We start from the raw sequence: 14,231 nt of genomic DNA, 5'->3' as shown, positions 1-14,231 counted from the left end.
TCTAACGGTCTATCCGGTCGTGATCGCTCCGCGGCTGGCGGAGGCGACGCTGCGGGCGTACTTGGCCAGCGCGCCGTGGCGCACGCGCGGTTCGATGCGGGCGGGCTCGCGCGAAGCGAGGTCGGCGTCGGTGCGGATCTCGCGGGCGTCGACGTCGATCACCACGCGGTCGCCGTCGCGCAGCTGCGCGAGCGGGCCGCCACGCGCGGCCTCGGGGCTGATGTGGCCGACCATGAAGCCGTGCGTCGCGCCGCTGAAACGGCCGTCGGTGATCAGTGCGACGTCGTTGCCGAGGCCCTGGCCCACCAGCGCGGCGGTGACGGCCAGCATCTCGCGCATGCCGGGGCCGCCGGCCGGGCCTTCGAAGCGGATGACGACGACGTCGCCCGGCTGGATGGCGCGCGCCTGCACGGCGGCGAAGGCGGCGTCCTCGGAATCGAACACGCGCGCCGGGCCCTCGTGGCGACGGTGCTTGGCCGGCAGCTTGCAGATGCAGCCTTCCGGCGCGAGGTTGCCGTACAGCACCGAGTAGCCGCCGTGCGGCTTCAGCGGCGAGGCGAAGCCCGGCACCACCTCGGTCGGCGTGATGTCACCAGCAGCCGGAGGGTTCGCCATCGCCGCATCCACGGCCGCGAACAGGGTCTGGCCGGTCATGGTCGCCGTGTCGGAGATGCGCCCGGCGGCGCGCAACTCGTCCAGCACGCGCGCCGTGCCGCCCGCGGCATGCAGTTCGACCGCGGTGAAGCGGCCGCCGGGCTTCAGGTCGGCGATCACCGGCGTGCGCGATGCCGCTTCGAATTCCTCCAGCGGGAAGGGCACGCCGGCTTCGTGGGCGATGGCCAGAAGGTGCAGCACGGCATTGGTCGAGCCGGCCGTCGCGGCCACGGTGATCGCGGCATTGCGCAGCGCTTCCGCGGTGATCGCCTCGCGCGGCCGACGACCGGCGCGCCAGGCGTCCATCGCGAACGCGCCGCAGCGGAACGCGGCGTCCTTCTTCGCCGGGTCGGTGGCCGGGATGTCATTGAGGCCCATCGGCGACAGGCCCAGCGTGGTCAGCACCATGGCCATGGTGTTGGCGGTGAACTGGCCGCCGCAGGCGCCGGCGCCCGGGCAGGCGCGGCGCTCGATCTCGCCCAGTTCGGCGTCGTCGATGCGCCCGGCGGCGTGCGCGCCGACCGCTTCGAAGACCTCCTGCACGGTGATCTTCTTCGCCTTGCACACGCCCGGCTGGATCGTGCCGCCGTAGAGCACCACGCCGGGGAGGTCCATGCGGCCCAGCGCCATCGCCGCGGCCGGGATGGTCTTGTCGCAGCCCACCAGCACCACCACCGCGTCGAGGCAGTGGCCGGTCACGGCCAGTTCGATCGAATCGGCGATCACCTCGCGCGAGGGCAGCGAGGCGCGCATGCCGGTGGTGCCCATCGCGATGCCGTCGGTGACGGCGATGGTGTTGAACTCGATCGGCGTGCCGCCCGCGGCTTTGATGCCCTCGCGCGCCGATTGCGCCAGTTCGCGCAGCGTCAGGTTGCAGGGCGAGATGTCCGACCACGTGTGCACCACGCCGACCAGCGGCTTGGCGATATCGGCATCGTTGAGGCCGGTGGCGCGGAGCATCGCGCGGGCCGGGGCGCGGGAGGGGCCGGATTTGATCTGGTCGGAATTCACGGGGCGATGGCGGCTTCGAGGCTTCGGGGAGTTTTCGAAGGCCTGAAACGCGAAACCCCGCTCCGTTGCCGGAGCGGGGTTTTCGTTTCGGACCTTGTTGTTGCGTTGTTGCTAGGTCACGTCGATCCCGCTCCGGTGAAGGGGCTAATAAGAAGGACGACGACAACAACCGCAATAAGTGCGGGGACAACCGCGACAAGCACGACGTCACGGACCGCGGCCGGGAGGGCCGAGGCGGTGCGCGCAGTGAGGGTCGGGGTGTTGAAGTTCATGGACCCGACAAGACCACGGGCTTTTCCACGCTGTCAACACTTTGTCGTGATGTGGACCTCATTCGAGTGAAAACTCGATGCCAAGTCATTGATGGGAAAAGGTCTTGGTTGCCAAAAGAACTGACGGCCTCACCGCAGATTTCGCATTCCGAATCCCGACATGCGCGGGTTGAGCCCTGTGTCACGACCTTGCGGGCCGCGCCGCCACCATCCTTGCGTCGCCCTCACGCCCCGCCCCGACCGGTCCGCCATGGCCCACCACTCTGCCGCCACGCACTCCCTCCCGCTGTTTCCCCTCAAGGCCGTGCTGATGCCCGGTGGCGTGATGGCCCTGCGCGTTTTCGAACCGCGCTACCTCGACATGGTCAAGCGCTGCGCGCGCAAGGGTGAAAGCTTCGGCATCGCCCTGATCGTGGACGGTCCGGAAGTCGGCGGCCCGGCGCACCCTGCCGAGATCGGCACCGAGGCGCGGATCGTCGATTTCCACGTGCAGCCCGGCGGCGTGCTCGGCATCGCCGTGGAGGGCGAGCGCCGGTTCGCCGTCGCCAGCACGGCCGCCCAGGCCGACGGCCTCGTGGTGGCCGAAGTGCGCTGGCTGCCGCCCACGCCTCGCGTCGTGGTCGAGCCGCAGCACGGTTTCCTCGTTGACCTGCTCAAGCGGATGCTGGAGCGCGCCGGCGGCCCGCATGCCTTCGCGGACAACGCCTGCTTCGATGATGCCGGCTGGGTGTCATGCCGACTCGCGGAACTGCTGCCACTGGATACCGACCAGCGCCTCCACCTGCTCGAGGAAGACGACCCCTCGCTGCGCCTCGACGCCTTGCTGCGCTGGCTGCCGCAGCTCGCCTGAAGGGTCAGTTGACCGGGCGCGGCGTGCGCAGGCGCAGCACCTGGCCGTTGTCGCCCACGCGCAGCGAAGCGGTGTCCGCGGCCACCCGGGCGAAGGCGACGCTCTGGTCGTCCTGTGCCGCCCAGTACCTCAGGAATCCGTCCCCGCGAAGGGCGAAGCGCAGCGTCTGGGCCGTGCCCAGCCATAGCGGTTCGTCGCCGCGGCCGAGGGAATAGGGCGCCGGCCACAGGCGCAGTACCTCGCGTTCTTCCGGAGACGCCCCGGTCCGCACCATCAGCAGGGCTTCGGAGTGGCCTTCGTGCGTTGCCGGCATGATCGGCAGCGTCGTCGCCGTGGCGTCGTCGTCCAGCATCATCAGCAGCCCGCGCCAGTCGGCCTGGGGCAAGGGCGTCCATCCTGCCGCGCGGAGCTGTTCGACCAGAGGCGGCAGGTGGCCGGCGTATTGCACGTTGAGGAGCCAAGCGTCGCGACTGCGCAGCTCGTTGCGGCGGGAGGGCAGGTCGAGGTCGGCGTCGCCCCGGATCCAGCGTTCGGCGTCGATCGCCCGGCGCTCGATCGGCGGATCGAAGGCGGCGACGAGGTCGTCCGCCGATCGTGCGGCGTGCCAACCGCCCACCAGCAGCACCATGCCGAAGAAGATCGCCGCGACCGGGCGCACCCAGAACGAGCGCACCACGCGTCGCCGGTAGGCGATGCCCAGCGCGGTGATCCACAGCAACCCAAGGCTGGCGCCGGCGAGCACGTCGGAGAGCCAATGCGCGCCGAGATACAGGCGCGAGAACCCGAGCAGGCCCACGAGCAGCGCGGCGACCACATACGGCCACACGCGGCGCCGGCCCGGCATCTCGCGCGCCACCAGCACCGCGAAGAAGCCGTACACCGTCGTCGCCAGCAGCACGGATTGCGAGGGGAAGGAGAATCCGCTGACCGCCGTGGCCGCTGGCGGCTTCGGCAGGTCGATCAGCCAGCCCAGGGCCCAGGCGAACGCGATCGCGAAGCTCGGTGCCGCGATCCAGTGCCAGGCGGCGATGCGGCGCTTGCGCCAGAACAGCCAAGCGGCGACCGCAGCCACCGCTGGGCCCAGCACGATCGGGTCGCCCAAGGTGGCGAGGAAACCCATCACCGGGTCGGCCAGCGGGTGCCTCAGCCCAAACATCGTCTGGTGGACCACGAGGTCGAAGCGCGAGGGGGCCTCGCCGCCACCCACCGAAATCAGCAGCTGGAAGAAGGCCCAGGCGCCGAACAGCAGCACGACGGCGAACACCAGCAGGGAGGGCGATTCGCGCCGGTTCGGATCGATCAGGGCTTCGGAATAGCGGCCCATCACCGGATGGCGGTGCGACCAGTCGAGCAATCGCACCAGCAGGCCGTGCGCGCGCGGCGCCAGCCAGCGCCACGAATACAGCACCACGGCCCACTGGGCGGCGACGAGCACCAGCACCAGGCCGATGACGATCGCGAGGCGCCCCGCCACCGCGGCCACCAGGTCCAGCGAGGCGCCGAACAGCCAGCCTGGCGCCAGAAAGACGAGGGCCCACAGCAGGGCCGCGACGCCCGTGGCGAAGCCGTACTTCGGTGCCGGCATCCGCACCATGCCGGCGATGGCCGGGATGAAGGGCCGGATGGCGCCGACGAAGCGCCCGATCACGAGGCTCTTCATGCCGTGCCGGCGGAACGCGATGTCGCCGCGCGCCAGCCACTGCGGGTTCTGGGCGAACGGCCAACGGGTCTTCAGCGAATCACCATAGCGGCGCCCCGCGAGGTAGCTCACGCCGTCGCCGCAGAAGGCGCCGAGTGCGGCGCAGACCACCGCATACGTGCCGTCGATATGGCCGAGCCCCACCAGCGTGCCGACCGCGAAAAGCAGCGGCGTCGCCGGGATGGCCACGCCGATGATCAGCAGCGCATCGCCAAACGCGATCAGGAAGATCACCACGCCCGCCGCGAGCGGGTGGCGGGAGATCCAGTCGAGAAGGGCGTCCCAGCGGATGGAGTCCATCCGCCGATTATAGGTGTCGGGGCAAGGCGTCCGGATGACGCTGCTGCGACGCGTCACGCCCAATCCTCTCCGCCCGCGGGACTCGCTACTCTTTAGCGCTCTCCCTTCGGCCGACCGCGCACATGCCCAGCCTCTCCGGCAAGACCCTGCTCATCACCGGCGCCTCCCGCGGCATCGGCCTCGCGATCGCCCTGCGTGCTGCCCGCGACGGCGCGAACGTGGCCATCGCCGCCAAGTCCGCGGTGCCGAACCCGAAGCTGCCCGGCACCATCCACAGCGCCGCCGCCGCGGTCGACGAGGCCGGTGGCCGCGGCCTGGCCATCAAGTGCGACATCCGCGAGGAAGCCGACGTCGAGGCCGCCGTCGCCGCGACGGTCGAGCGCTTCGGCGGGCTCGACATCCTTGTCAACAACGCCAGCGCGATCTGGCTGAAGGGCGCGCTCGAGACCCCGATGAAGCGCTTCGACCTGATGAGCCAAGTCAACAGCCGCGGCAGTTTCCTCTGCGCCCAGAAAGCCCTGCCACATCTGCTGAAGGCGTCGAACCCGCACATCCTCACCCTCGCGCCGCCGCCCACTCTCGACCCGAAGTGGTGGGGCCCGCACACCGGCTACACGCTGGCGAAGATGGGCATGAGCTTCGTCACGCTCGGACTCGCTGCGGAGTTCGGCCCGCAGGGCGTGGCGGTCAACGCGCTGTGGCCGAAGACCGTCATCGCCACGGATGCGCTGAACATGATCCCGGGCATCGATGTCTCCGGCTGCCGAACGCCAGCGATCGTCGCCGACGCCGCGCACGCGGCACTGTGCCGCGAGGCGCGCGGATTCCACGGCCGGTTCCTGATCGACGAGGACGTGCTGCGCGAGGCCGGCGAGACCGACTTCGCGCGCTATGCCGTCGATCCGTCGAAGCCGCTGTCGCCCGATCTCTTCCTCTGACAGCACGCTCGGGAACCGGATCCGCCCATGTACCAACCCGCCCAGTTCGCCGAACACCGGCCCGAGGAATGGCATCGCCTGATCCGCGAGCACCCGCTGGGGATGCTGGTCACCGCGACCGCGGCGGGGCTCGAAGCGGAGCACCTGCCCTTCGTGCTCGAAGCGGAGCGCGGCCCCACCGGCACCCTGCTGGCCCATGTCGCACGCGCCAATCCGGTCTGGCGCGCGGTGGGCGAGGGCGATGCGGTGATGGTCGTGTTCCGCGGCGTCCAGGGCTACATCTCGCCCAGCTGGTACCCGAGCAAGCACGAGCACCACCGCCATGTGCCGACCTGGAACTACGAGGTCGTGCACGTGCATGGCCGCATCCGGGTGCTCGACGACACGAACGCCGTCCGCGGCACGGTGGCGAAGCTCACGCGCCAGAGCGAGGCGGGCGAGCCGGTGCCCTGGAAGATGGGCGATGCGCCGGCCGACTACCTCGCGTCGGAACTCGCCCACATCGTCGCCATCGAGATCGCGATCGAGCGGATCGAAGGCAAGCGCAAGCTCAGCCAGAACCGCGACGAACGCGACTTCCGCAATGTCGTCGAAACCCTCGAGCAGCGCGGCGAACTCGCCTTGGCCGAGGCGATGCGCGGAGCGCGACCGGCGCGCAGCTGACGGTCCTCTCCGTTCCGTGGTCCAACGAAGGGTGGTTGGCGTGCCGGTCATCCAGCACGCCCCGGTGATCGGAACCGACGGAGCGTCAGTCCCCGTTCTCGGTGGGAGGGACTTGCGGAACCGGGCGGAGGGCGTTCCGGTCGACGCCCTGCGCGGCCAGTCGATCCAGCAGGGCCTCGTAACGCGAGGGCTCCATGGTGGGCTCGCGGCCGAACACCCATGCCAGCTTCCGGTTCGGCGTTACCAGCGCGGCGCCCCGGTAATCGTCATCGACATGCACGACCACGAGCTCGGTGGAGAACGGCCAGACGAACTGCACCTTCCAACGGGCGCCGCCGCTGCCCGGGATCACGGTGGATATGCCTCGCCACCGCTTGTCGTCTTCGCCGAAGCGGTCCTTGTAGACGAAGTCGTTGTCGATGCGGCCGTCCGCCCGCAGGCGGTATTCGTCCCGCGTGGCGACCTTCCCCTCCTCGAAGAAGTACGGCACGTGCGCGATGACGTACCACGTCCCCATGAACCTCGGGAGGTCCACGGAGGGGGCGGGGGACAGCGGGGGCATGGGGCGGGGCTCCTTGCCGGCGCAAGCAACCAGCAGCAGGGCGGCGGCGAGCACGATCCATCGGAAAAGGCGCGTCTTTTCTCGCGGCGGATGGTTCATGAGGGGTTCCTGCGTTTTCGGTTGTGGGGGGTCATGCGGGTTGGACGGTGCAGCCAACGAGGGCTTCCCGGGCGGCCGTGTCGAGGGTGGTTTGGTCGGCAGGCGTCGGCTTGGGCGGGAAGTCGATCCTCACCTGCATCGGCGCCTCGCCTGCGTCGTCGCGAAGGTTCGACAGGCCTTCGAACCAGCGCAATCGCTTGGTCTGGCCGTCATAGGCCACCCGGATCGACGGCAGCAGCCATCCAAACCATCCGCCCAACTGGAGGCGGAAGGCCTGGAGGTCGGGCGATCCGGAATCGATCGGCGACACATCGAATTCATAGGCCCGAAGCCGGGACGGGACGAGGAAGCGCATCTCGAGGGTCTTGCCCTGCGTGAGGGGGTCCCAGTAGCCGCGGACCCACTCGTCGAAGCCAGCATCGGCCACGAGGGGGCCCGAAGGCAGAAGTCCCGACGCTTCGCTCCCGCCGGGCGGCGTCCAGCGCACGCGGGTGCCCGAAGCGGTCCGTTCCGCGCCCTCGCGATAGCCGCTGCGGGCGTCCTCGAGTTGGAACGACGGTGCCGAGGGCGTGTCCGCATAGCGGACCCACTTCCGCGCGAAGGCCTGGCCGTCGAGGCAGCGGTACATCACGAGCCGCTCCGCCGGCTCTCCGTTGTCGAAACGGACGATGTGCTGCTCGCGGAACAGGACCTCCCGGCTTTCCAGGTCCCGAGCGGTGGCGATTTCCTGCTGGATCGTCGCGGTCGCCGCGGCCGGCAGCAGCAGGGCGAGGATGGCGAAGGCGACGCGTGTTGTTCTGGTCATGACCTGTGTCTCCACGAGGGGCGCCGGATCAGGAGGCGCGGTGGGTGCGTGGTGGAAGGGGGAAGAAGGCGCTGACTTCCTGCTGGTAACGGCGATAGTCGTCGCCGCGGGTGCGCAGGGCCTGCGCTTCCGTCCAGGGAATGCCACTCACCCGCCAGAGGAAGGCGAACATCAGGAGGGGGCCGACCAGCGCCAGCCAGGCCAAGGGCCCCGTCGCCGCCAGCGCGACGTAGGCGAACCAGTGGACCCACTCGAAGAAGTAGTTGGGGTGCCTGGACCAAGCCCACAGGCCGCGGCGACACGTGCGACCTTTCTGAGCGGGGTCGCGACGATGCGCCGCGAGCTGACGATCGGCCAGCGTTTCGCCAGCGACGGCAATCGCCCACACCGCGGCCGCCGCCCAGATCCAGACGCTGTCGATGCTGCCCGCGCCAGCCGCGGCGGCAACGAAGGGCAGGGAGAACAAAGCGATCACCAGGGCCTGAAGCTGGAAGAAGGCAAACCAGCGCGGCGCGCCGTCCCCGATCGCCGCCCTCATGGTCTGGTAGCGACCGTCCTCGGCCTCCCCGCGCACGCGGTGCCAGAGGAACCGGAACAAGCGGACGCCCCAGAAACCGCCGAAGAGGGCCACGAGGACGCGGGAGGCCAGGCTGCCCTCGCCCAGCAGGCCGGCCATCACCGCCGCGACCGCCATGCCCAGCGCCCAGAACACGTCGACGTAGCCCATGTTCTTCTCCCGCCTTGCGTAGAGGAAAGCAAGGCTCATCCCCGCCGCGGCCAGGCCCCAGATCAACATCACGATGCCGAGGGTGCTCATGCGATGGCCTCCCGCTCGTTCTTCGCCAGGTGCTTGTCGATGCCGTACAGCAGCGGGATCGCCACGCCCCAGCCGATCGCGATGGCGACGAGGCCCTCCACCATGCCGTGGTCGAAGCGCACGGCACCCGCGACCGACGCGGCGCTGGCGTAGGCCAGCGGCCCGCCGAGGACCCCGAGGGCCGCGGCCGCCCAAGGGCGGGAGGCCAAGGCGGCCATGGAGTGCGTCAGCGTCAGCGCGAAGCCCGCCCACAGGGCCAGGATCCAGGGAGGAGCGATGAGCCGGACTTCGCCGGCGGCCGCGTAGGTCAGCAGGCCGCTGGCCCCCAGCGACCCATCGAGGACCAGGCCGACCACGAGGGCGCTCGCGAGGAGGCGGACGTCCCGGCGTCGGGTCGGCGAGAAGTGAAGATGGGCCGCGGCATACAGCACGGCGGCGACGGGTCCGGCCCATGGCCAGCCCTTGCCGGCGCCGATGACGCAGGCCCACCAGACGGCTTGGAAGCCGAGGACGTTGAACACCAGCCACTGCATTGCGAGATCTCCGTCGACACCCGGTTCGTCGGGCACGGAGGCATCGTCGCTGCGGCGGTTCCGGCCTTCGCGATGGGCCGGTGAAGTCCTGCATCAGCGGTGGCGCGGTCTCATCAGCGGTCGACGCGCGCCGGTCGCCATTGGCACCAGCGGCGCCTAGCGCGTGAAGCCGGGGCGAACCCGGGGATGCGCGGCCGCCTGTGCGCGCGGCGCCGCACGCGGACGGTCGACGACTGGGCCGCGCGACCCGTGCGCTCAGCGCAGCGCGTCGATCCCGCGCCGAAGGTCGTCGACGAGATCGTCACCGTGCTCGAGGCCCACGGACAGCCGAAGCAGCCCCGGTGGCGACACCGGGTTCGGCCCCTCGACCGAGGCGCGGTGTTCGATCAGCGATTCCACGCCGCCCAGCGAGGTGGCGTTGGTGAACACTTCGACGGCTCCGGCGAAGGCCAGCGCCGCCTCGCGGCCGCCCTTGAAGGTGACCGACACCATGCCGCCGAAATCCGACATCTGCCGCGCCGCGATGGCGTGGTTGCGGTGGGCGGGAAGGCCGGGCCAGTAGACCGTCTCGACGGCCGGCTGCGCGGCGAGGAATTCGGCCACGCGACGGGCGTTGGCGCAGTGCCAGGCCATGCGCGCCGGCAGCGAGCGCAGGCCGCGAAGCGTCAGCCAGGCCGAGAACGGGGCGAGGATGTTGCCCGTGATGTGCCGGCGATGGGCGGCTTTGTCGAACAGGTCGTCGCGCCTCGCGAACACGAGGGCGCCGCCCATCACGTCGCTGTGGCCGCCCATGTACTTGGTGGTGGAGTGCATCACGAGGTCGGCGCCCAGCGCGATCGGCCGCTGCAGGGCCGGCGTGGCGAACGTGTTGTCCACCGCCAGCAGCGCCCCGTGCTGCTTCGCGATCGCGGAGAGTGCGGCGAGATCGGCGATCCGCAACTGCGGGTTCGACGGCGTCTCGGCCCAGATCATCTTGACGGACGGCGTCATCGCCGCGGCCACCGCGGCTGCGTCGCACTGGTCGACACGACGCACCGTCACGCCGCGCTCGGGCAGGAACTCCGCGCCCAGCGAGCGCAGGCCGGCGTAGCAGTCCTCGGGGATCAGCACGTCGCTGCCGGCCGGCAAGCATTCGAGCGCCGCCGTCATCGCCGCCATGCCCGAGCCATACGCGAGCGCCGCTTCGCCGCCGTCGAGGGCGGCGAGCGCGGTCTCCAGGCGATCCTGCGTCGGATTGCTTTCGCGCTGGTACTCGTAGCCCGCCAGTCGTTCGGCGGCCGGGCCGTGCTTGAACGTGGTCGACAGGTGCAGCGGCGGAGCCACGGCGCCGTTGTGGGCATCGGCTTCGCCGCCCGCGTGGACGGCGAGGGTTGCAAGGTGGAGCTCAGGGCGCATGCACGGGTTCCAGGTCGAAGCCCCGGCGCAGCAGTTCACCGGCGAGTTGCGGGGGCGAGGTGTAGTGGATCGCGTCGAGGCCGGCGCTCTGGGCGCCCCCCACGTTCTCCGTACGGTCGTCGATCATCAGCGCCGACGCCGGGGAAAAACCCAGCGTCGACAGGCAGGCGTAGAAGGCCTGCGGGTCGGGTTTGGTCAGGCCCAGCTGGCCGGTGGTGATCATCCGGGTGCCGAACAGGGGCCGCAGCTCGGGGAAGAGTTTCGGCAACTGCCGCCCAAGCCATTGGCCGTTGTTGGTGAACAGCGCCAGCGTCGTCTGCGGCGCGATGCGTTCGGCCAAGCCCAGCACCTCGCGCCGCAGGCGCATGCTTTGGCGGCGCGCATCGATGAAGGCCTCCATCGGGATGTCGAGGCCATGGCGGCGCCGCACGGCGTCGAGGTAATCCTCGAGCCCGAGTTCGCCGCGGTCGTTCTTCGTCTCCAAACCGCTCTTGAACAGCGCCTCCAACACGGTCGCGGGGGCTGCGCCCACCGAGCGCGCCAGCGCATCGACCCGGCGCTCGCGCTGGTACTCGACGAGCACGTCGTCGAGGTCGAACACCACCAGCTTCGGGCGCGGCCTTGGCGTCATGCGGCCGCGGCGACCTCGCGGAAGGCCGCACGCGCGGCCTCCAGCGTGTGCGCGATCTCGGCGTCGCCGTGCGCGGACGACACGAAGCCGGCCTCGAAGGCCGACGGCGCGAGGTAGACGCCGCGCTTCAGCATGGCGTGGAAGAAACGGTTGAAGCGCGCGGTGTCGGCGGCCTTGGCCTGTTCGAAGCTCGTCACGCGCTCTGCCGTAAAGTACAGCCCGAACATCGCGCAGACATGGCGGGTCGAGAACGCGATGCTGGCCTCGTCGGCGGCGGCCTGGAAGCCGGCCACCAGCGTCTCCGTCGTCTTCGCGAGCCCTTCGTAGAACCCCGGCTGCTGGATGATCTTCAGCGTCGCGAGCCCCGCGGCCATTGCCACCGGATTGCCGCTCAGCGTGCCAGCCTGGTAGATCGGGCCGGCCGGCGCGATCTGCCGCATCAGCTCGGCGCGTCCGCCGTAGGCGCCCACGGGCATGCCGCCGCCGATGATCTTGCCGAAGGTGCTGATGTCGGGCTGCACGCCATACAGCTGCTGTGCACCGCCGAGGGCCACGCGGAAGCCGGTCATCACCTCGTCGAAGATCAGCAGAGCGCCGTGTTTGGTGCAGAGGGCGCGCAGGTGTTCGAGGTAACCCGGCTCCGGCGGGATGCAATTGGCGTTGCCCACCACGGGCTCGACGATCACGCCGGCGATGTCGGTGCCCACTTCGTCGAACAGCGCGGTGGCCGCGGCGAAATCATTGAACGGAAGGGTGAGGGTCAGGTCGGCCAGCGCCTTCGGCACGCCCGGCGAGTTCGGTAGGCCGAAGGTCAGCGCGCCGGAGCCGGCCTTCACGAGGAAGCTGTCGCCGTGGCCGTGGTAGCAGCCCTCGAACTTGACGATGCGGTTGCGGCCCGTGGCGCCGCGCGCGAGGCGGATCGCCGAGAGCGTGGCTTCGGTGCCCGAGTTCACCATGCGCACCATCTCGCAGCTCGGCACGATGGCGGTGATCGCCTCGGCCATCGTCACCTCGAGCGGGTTCGGCACGCCGAAGGAGAGGCCGTCGACCATCACTTCGCGGACGGCGTCGAGCACTTCCTCGCGGGCATGGCCGGCGATCATCGGGCCCCAGCTGCCGATGTAGTCGACATAGCGGTTGCCGTCCACGTCTTCGATCCAGGCGCCTTTGGCGCGCTTGGCGAAGAACGGTTCGCCGCCCACGGACTTGAAGGCGCGTACCGGCGAATTGACGCCGCCGGGCATGAGGTCGAGGGCGCGGGTGTAGAGGGCGTGGCTGGTGTCGGTCTTCATTCGTTGCATCGATTCAGGAAAGGGAGGTGGCGCTCGCCGTTCGCCCGGCGACGGCCGGGGTGCCGTCGAACAAGGCGTTGAAACGGCGCGCCGCGGTCAAAGGCTCGGGCGCATCGAACACCGCGCCAACCACGGCCAGCAGGTCGGCGCCGGCGGCGACGAGAGGCGCGGCATTGTCCGGCGTCAGGCCGCCGATGGCCACTCGCGGGCAACGCAAGGGTGCCGCCGCGCTGAGCAGTTCGGGTGTCGCACGCCGGGTGGTCGTCTTCGTCTGCGTGGGGAAGAAGGCGCCAAAAGCGATGTAGTCGGCGCCGGCCGCGACCGCACGCTCCGCGCGGGCGAGTTCGTCGTAGCAGGAGGCGCCCAGCAGCAGCCGGGGTGCCACTCGGCGGGCTTCCGCCACGTCGCCATCGTCCTCGCCCAGATGTGCGCCGGCCGCGTCGACGTCCAGGGCCAAGCGCCAATCGTCATTGATGACCAGCGGCACGCCCGCCGCATCGCAGAGGGCCTTCAGTGCCCGCGCCTCGTCGAAGCGCCGCATGGCGTCCGCGCGCTTGTTCCGGTACTGCAGCAGCGCCGGCTTGGCCGGCAGCAAGGCGGCGACGCGTTCCAAGAGTCGATCGCTGTCGTCGTCGTCAGGCGTGATGAGGTAGAGGCCGCGCAGCGTCATGGTCGTATCGTACTCGTCAGGACGTGTGCGGCATGGCAGGCTTCCGGCATTCCACGAATCGTCCGGAAGCCATGGCCACCTCTGCCGCCTACACCACTTGGATCTGCGTCGTTTGCGGGTTCATCTATGACGAGGCCGAAGGGCTGCCCTCGGAGGGCATCGCCCCTGGCACGCGTTGGGCCGACATCCCGGAGGATTGGCAATGCCCGGAGTGCGGTGTGTCGAAGGCTGACTTCGAGATGGTCCAGGCCTGACCGTTCCTTCGGGTATCCGAACGCCGAAGCCATTCGACGGGTCGGTCCGTCGGGTCAGGGCTGCCCCGTCTCGGGAATGCCCTCCGAGAAAGTGATCACATCGCCGCGTTCGAGGCCTAGGGCATCGGAGCGTCCGGCATTGAGCTCCAGTACGTACTTGGCCGGCCCGCGGCTCGGGTAGTTCGGGCAGCGGTCGCCCGCGGTGCAGGTCGGCACGCCGCGCTGGATCGACACCAGTTTCCGATCGGCATCGAAGTACAGGATGTCGAGCGGGATCTTGGTGTTCTTCATCCAATAAGCGAGCGGCGCCTCGTTTTCGTGGACGAAGAGCATTCCGTGATCGGCCGCCATCGATTCGCGGAACATCAGGCCCCGCGCGCGCTCGTCGAAATCGTCGGCAAGTTCGACATCGAAGCGCTGTCCGCCCACTTCTACCCAATGTCGGCCGCCCGAGCCGCTGCATGCAGTGGCGCCGAGGACGGCGGCCAGGGCGAAGAGGCTTGTAAGGAGGCGCAGGCGCATGGGTGGTCCCGGTCGATAGGAGCCGTCGATTGTAGGGTGGCGCCCCGTTTCGCCCGATAGGAATGAACGATTCGCCGCGCCTGCGAGTTCGTTCATTCAAGAGGCTTGCAATGCCCCATGCCAGTTGCCTATAGTTCGCGCCCCTTCGCAGGGTGGCTCGGAAACGAGCGGCGCGGCGGAGGGGGGTTGAGAAGAAAGTTTCGCTTTACGGTGTTGACGAACTTCGAAACTGCTGTATAGTGTGCGGCTCCCTCGGGCGAAACG

The 14,231-nt window shown here is 69.7% G+C and carries 15 protein-coding genes; 4 read left to right on the top strand and 11 right to left on the bottom strand.

Features of this window, described 5'->3' with window-relative positions; genetic code table 11:
• Positions 1 to 9: 9 nt before the first annotated feature.
• Entirely contained in the window at positions 10 to 1,614 is a 1,605-nt protein-coding gene (locus O9280_RS07735) for a dihydroxy-acid dehydratase (protein ID WP_298340867.1), read from the bottom strand.
• Positions 1,615 to 2,187: 573 nt separating this feature from the next.
• On the opposite strand from O9280_RS07735, the gene O9280_RS07730 reads away from it, so the two are divergent.
• Complete coding sequence (locus O9280_RS07730) at positions 2,188 to 2,787, top strand: LON peptidase substrate-binding domain-containing protein (protein ID WP_298340865.1); 600 nt, start codon at positions 2,188 to 2,190, stop codon at positions 2,785 to 2,787.
• 4 nt (positions 2,788 to 2,791) lie between these two features.
• Here the strand turns inward: O9280_RS07730 and O9280_RS07725 are convergent, their stop codons facing one another.
• Entirely contained in the window at positions 2,792 to 4,786 is a 1,995-nt protein-coding gene (locus tag O9280_RS07725) for a bifunctional DedA family/phosphatase PAP2 family protein (protein ID WP_298340863.1), read from the bottom strand.
• 122 nt (positions 4,787 to 4,908) lie between these two features.
• Between O9280_RS07725 and O9280_RS07720 the strand changes: the two genes are divergently transcribed.
• Both O9280_RS07720 and O9280_RS07715 read left to right on the top strand, forming a co-directional pair.
• Positions 4,909 to 5,724, top strand: a complete 816-nt coding sequence (locus O9280_RS07720) for an NAD(P)-dependent oxidoreductase (RefSeq protein ID WP_298340861.1) — start codon at positions 4,909 to 4,911, stop codon at positions 5,722 to 5,724.
• Positions 5,725 to 5,751: 27 nt separating this feature from the next.
• The gene (locus O9280_RS07715; RefSeq protein WP_298340859.1) at positions 5,752 to 6,387 is read left to right on the top strand and encodes an FMN-binding negative transcriptional regulator; all 636 of its coding nucleotides are present in this window, start codon (positions 5,752 to 5,754) and stop codon (positions 6,385 to 6,387) included.
• Positions 6,388 to 6,472: 85 nt separating this feature from the next.
• Here the strand turns inward: O9280_RS07715 and O9280_RS07710 are convergent, their stop codons facing one another.
• The 8 genes from O9280_RS07710 to thiE form a co-directional block, all read right to left on the bottom strand.
• Positions 6,473 to 7,048: a lipocalin family protein gene (locus O9280_RS07710; RefSeq protein WP_298340857.1), complete on the bottom strand. Its 576-nt coding sequence runs from the start codon at positions 7,046 to 7,048 to the stop codon at positions 6,473 to 6,475.
• Positions 7,049 to 7,079: 31 nt separating this feature from the next.
• Positions 7,080 to 7,853, bottom strand: coding sequence for a hypothetical protein (locus O9280_RS07705; RefSeq protein WP_298340855.1), 774 nt, complete (start codon positions 7,851 to 7,853; stop codon positions 7,080 to 7,082).
• Positions 7,854 to 7,881: 28 nt separating this feature from the next.
• Positions 7,882 to 8,670 (bottom strand): DUF1295 domain-containing protein, encoded by a 789-nt coding sequence (locus O9280_RS07700; RefSeq protein ID WP_298340853.1) that lies wholly within the window; start codon positions 8,668 to 8,670, stop codon positions 7,882 to 7,884.
• Entirely contained in the window at positions 8,667 to 9,239 is a 573-nt protein-coding gene (locus O9280_RS07695) for a DUF2878 domain-containing protein (RefSeq protein WP_298340851.1), read from the bottom strand. Before O9280_RS07695 ends, O9280_RS07700 begins: the two co-directional genes overlap by 4 nt.
• A gap of 219 nt (positions 9,240 to 9,458) precedes the next feature.
• On the bottom strand, positions 9,459 to 10,598 hold the full coding sequence (locus O9280_RS07690) for a PLP-dependent aspartate aminotransferase family protein (protein ID WP_298340849.1): 1,140 nt from the start codon (positions 10,596 to 10,598) through the stop codon (positions 9,459 to 9,461).
• Positions 10,588 to 11,229, bottom strand: coding sequence for an HAD family phosphatase (locus O9280_RS07685; protein WP_298340847.1), 642 nt, complete (start codon positions 11,227 to 11,229; stop codon positions 10,588 to 10,590). Before O9280_RS07685 ends, O9280_RS07690 begins: the two co-directional genes overlap by 11 nt.
• Positions 11,226 to 12,521, bottom strand: coding sequence for a glutamate-1-semialdehyde 2,1-aminomutase (gene hemL, locus O9280_RS07680; protein ID WP_298340846.1), 1,296 nt, complete (start codon positions 12,519 to 12,521; stop codon positions 11,226 to 11,228). The genes O9280_RS07685 and hemL overlap by 4 nt, the downstream gene beginning before the upstream one ends.
• A 13-nt stretch (positions 12,522 to 12,534) precedes the next feature.
• The gene (gene thiE, locus O9280_RS07675; RefSeq protein WP_298340844.1) at positions 12,535 to 13,191 is read right to left on the bottom strand and encodes a thiamine phosphate synthase; all 657 of its coding nucleotides are present in this window, start codon (positions 13,189 to 13,191) and stop codon (positions 12,535 to 12,537) included.
• A gap of 71 nt (positions 13,192 to 13,262) precedes the next feature.
• Between thiE and O9280_RS07670 the strand changes: the two genes are divergently transcribed.
• Complete coding sequence (locus O9280_RS07670) at positions 13,263 to 13,445, top strand: rubredoxin (RefSeq protein ID WP_298340842.1); 183 nt, start codon at positions 13,263 to 13,265, stop codon at positions 13,443 to 13,445.
• Positions 13,446 to 13,499: 54 nt separating this feature from the next.
• On the opposite strand, the gene O9280_RS07665 is transcribed toward O9280_RS07670, so the two are convergent.
• Positions 13,500 to 13,967: a DUF192 domain-containing protein gene (locus O9280_RS07665; RefSeq protein WP_298340840.1), complete on the bottom strand. Its 468-nt coding sequence runs from the start codon at positions 13,965 to 13,967 to the stop codon at positions 13,500 to 13,502.
• Between the last annotated feature and the right edge of the window lie 264 nt (positions 13,968 to 14,231).

Origin of the sequence: Silanimonas sp., assembly GCF_027531545.1 — a bacterium.
In the GTDB taxonomy this organism is placed as follows: domain Bacteria; phylum Pseudomonadota; class Gammaproteobacteria; order Xanthomonadales; family Xanthomonadaceae; genus Silanimonas.
Note: the sequence above shows the minus strand (reverse complement) of the source record. Positions and strands in the feature narration are given on the sequence as shown.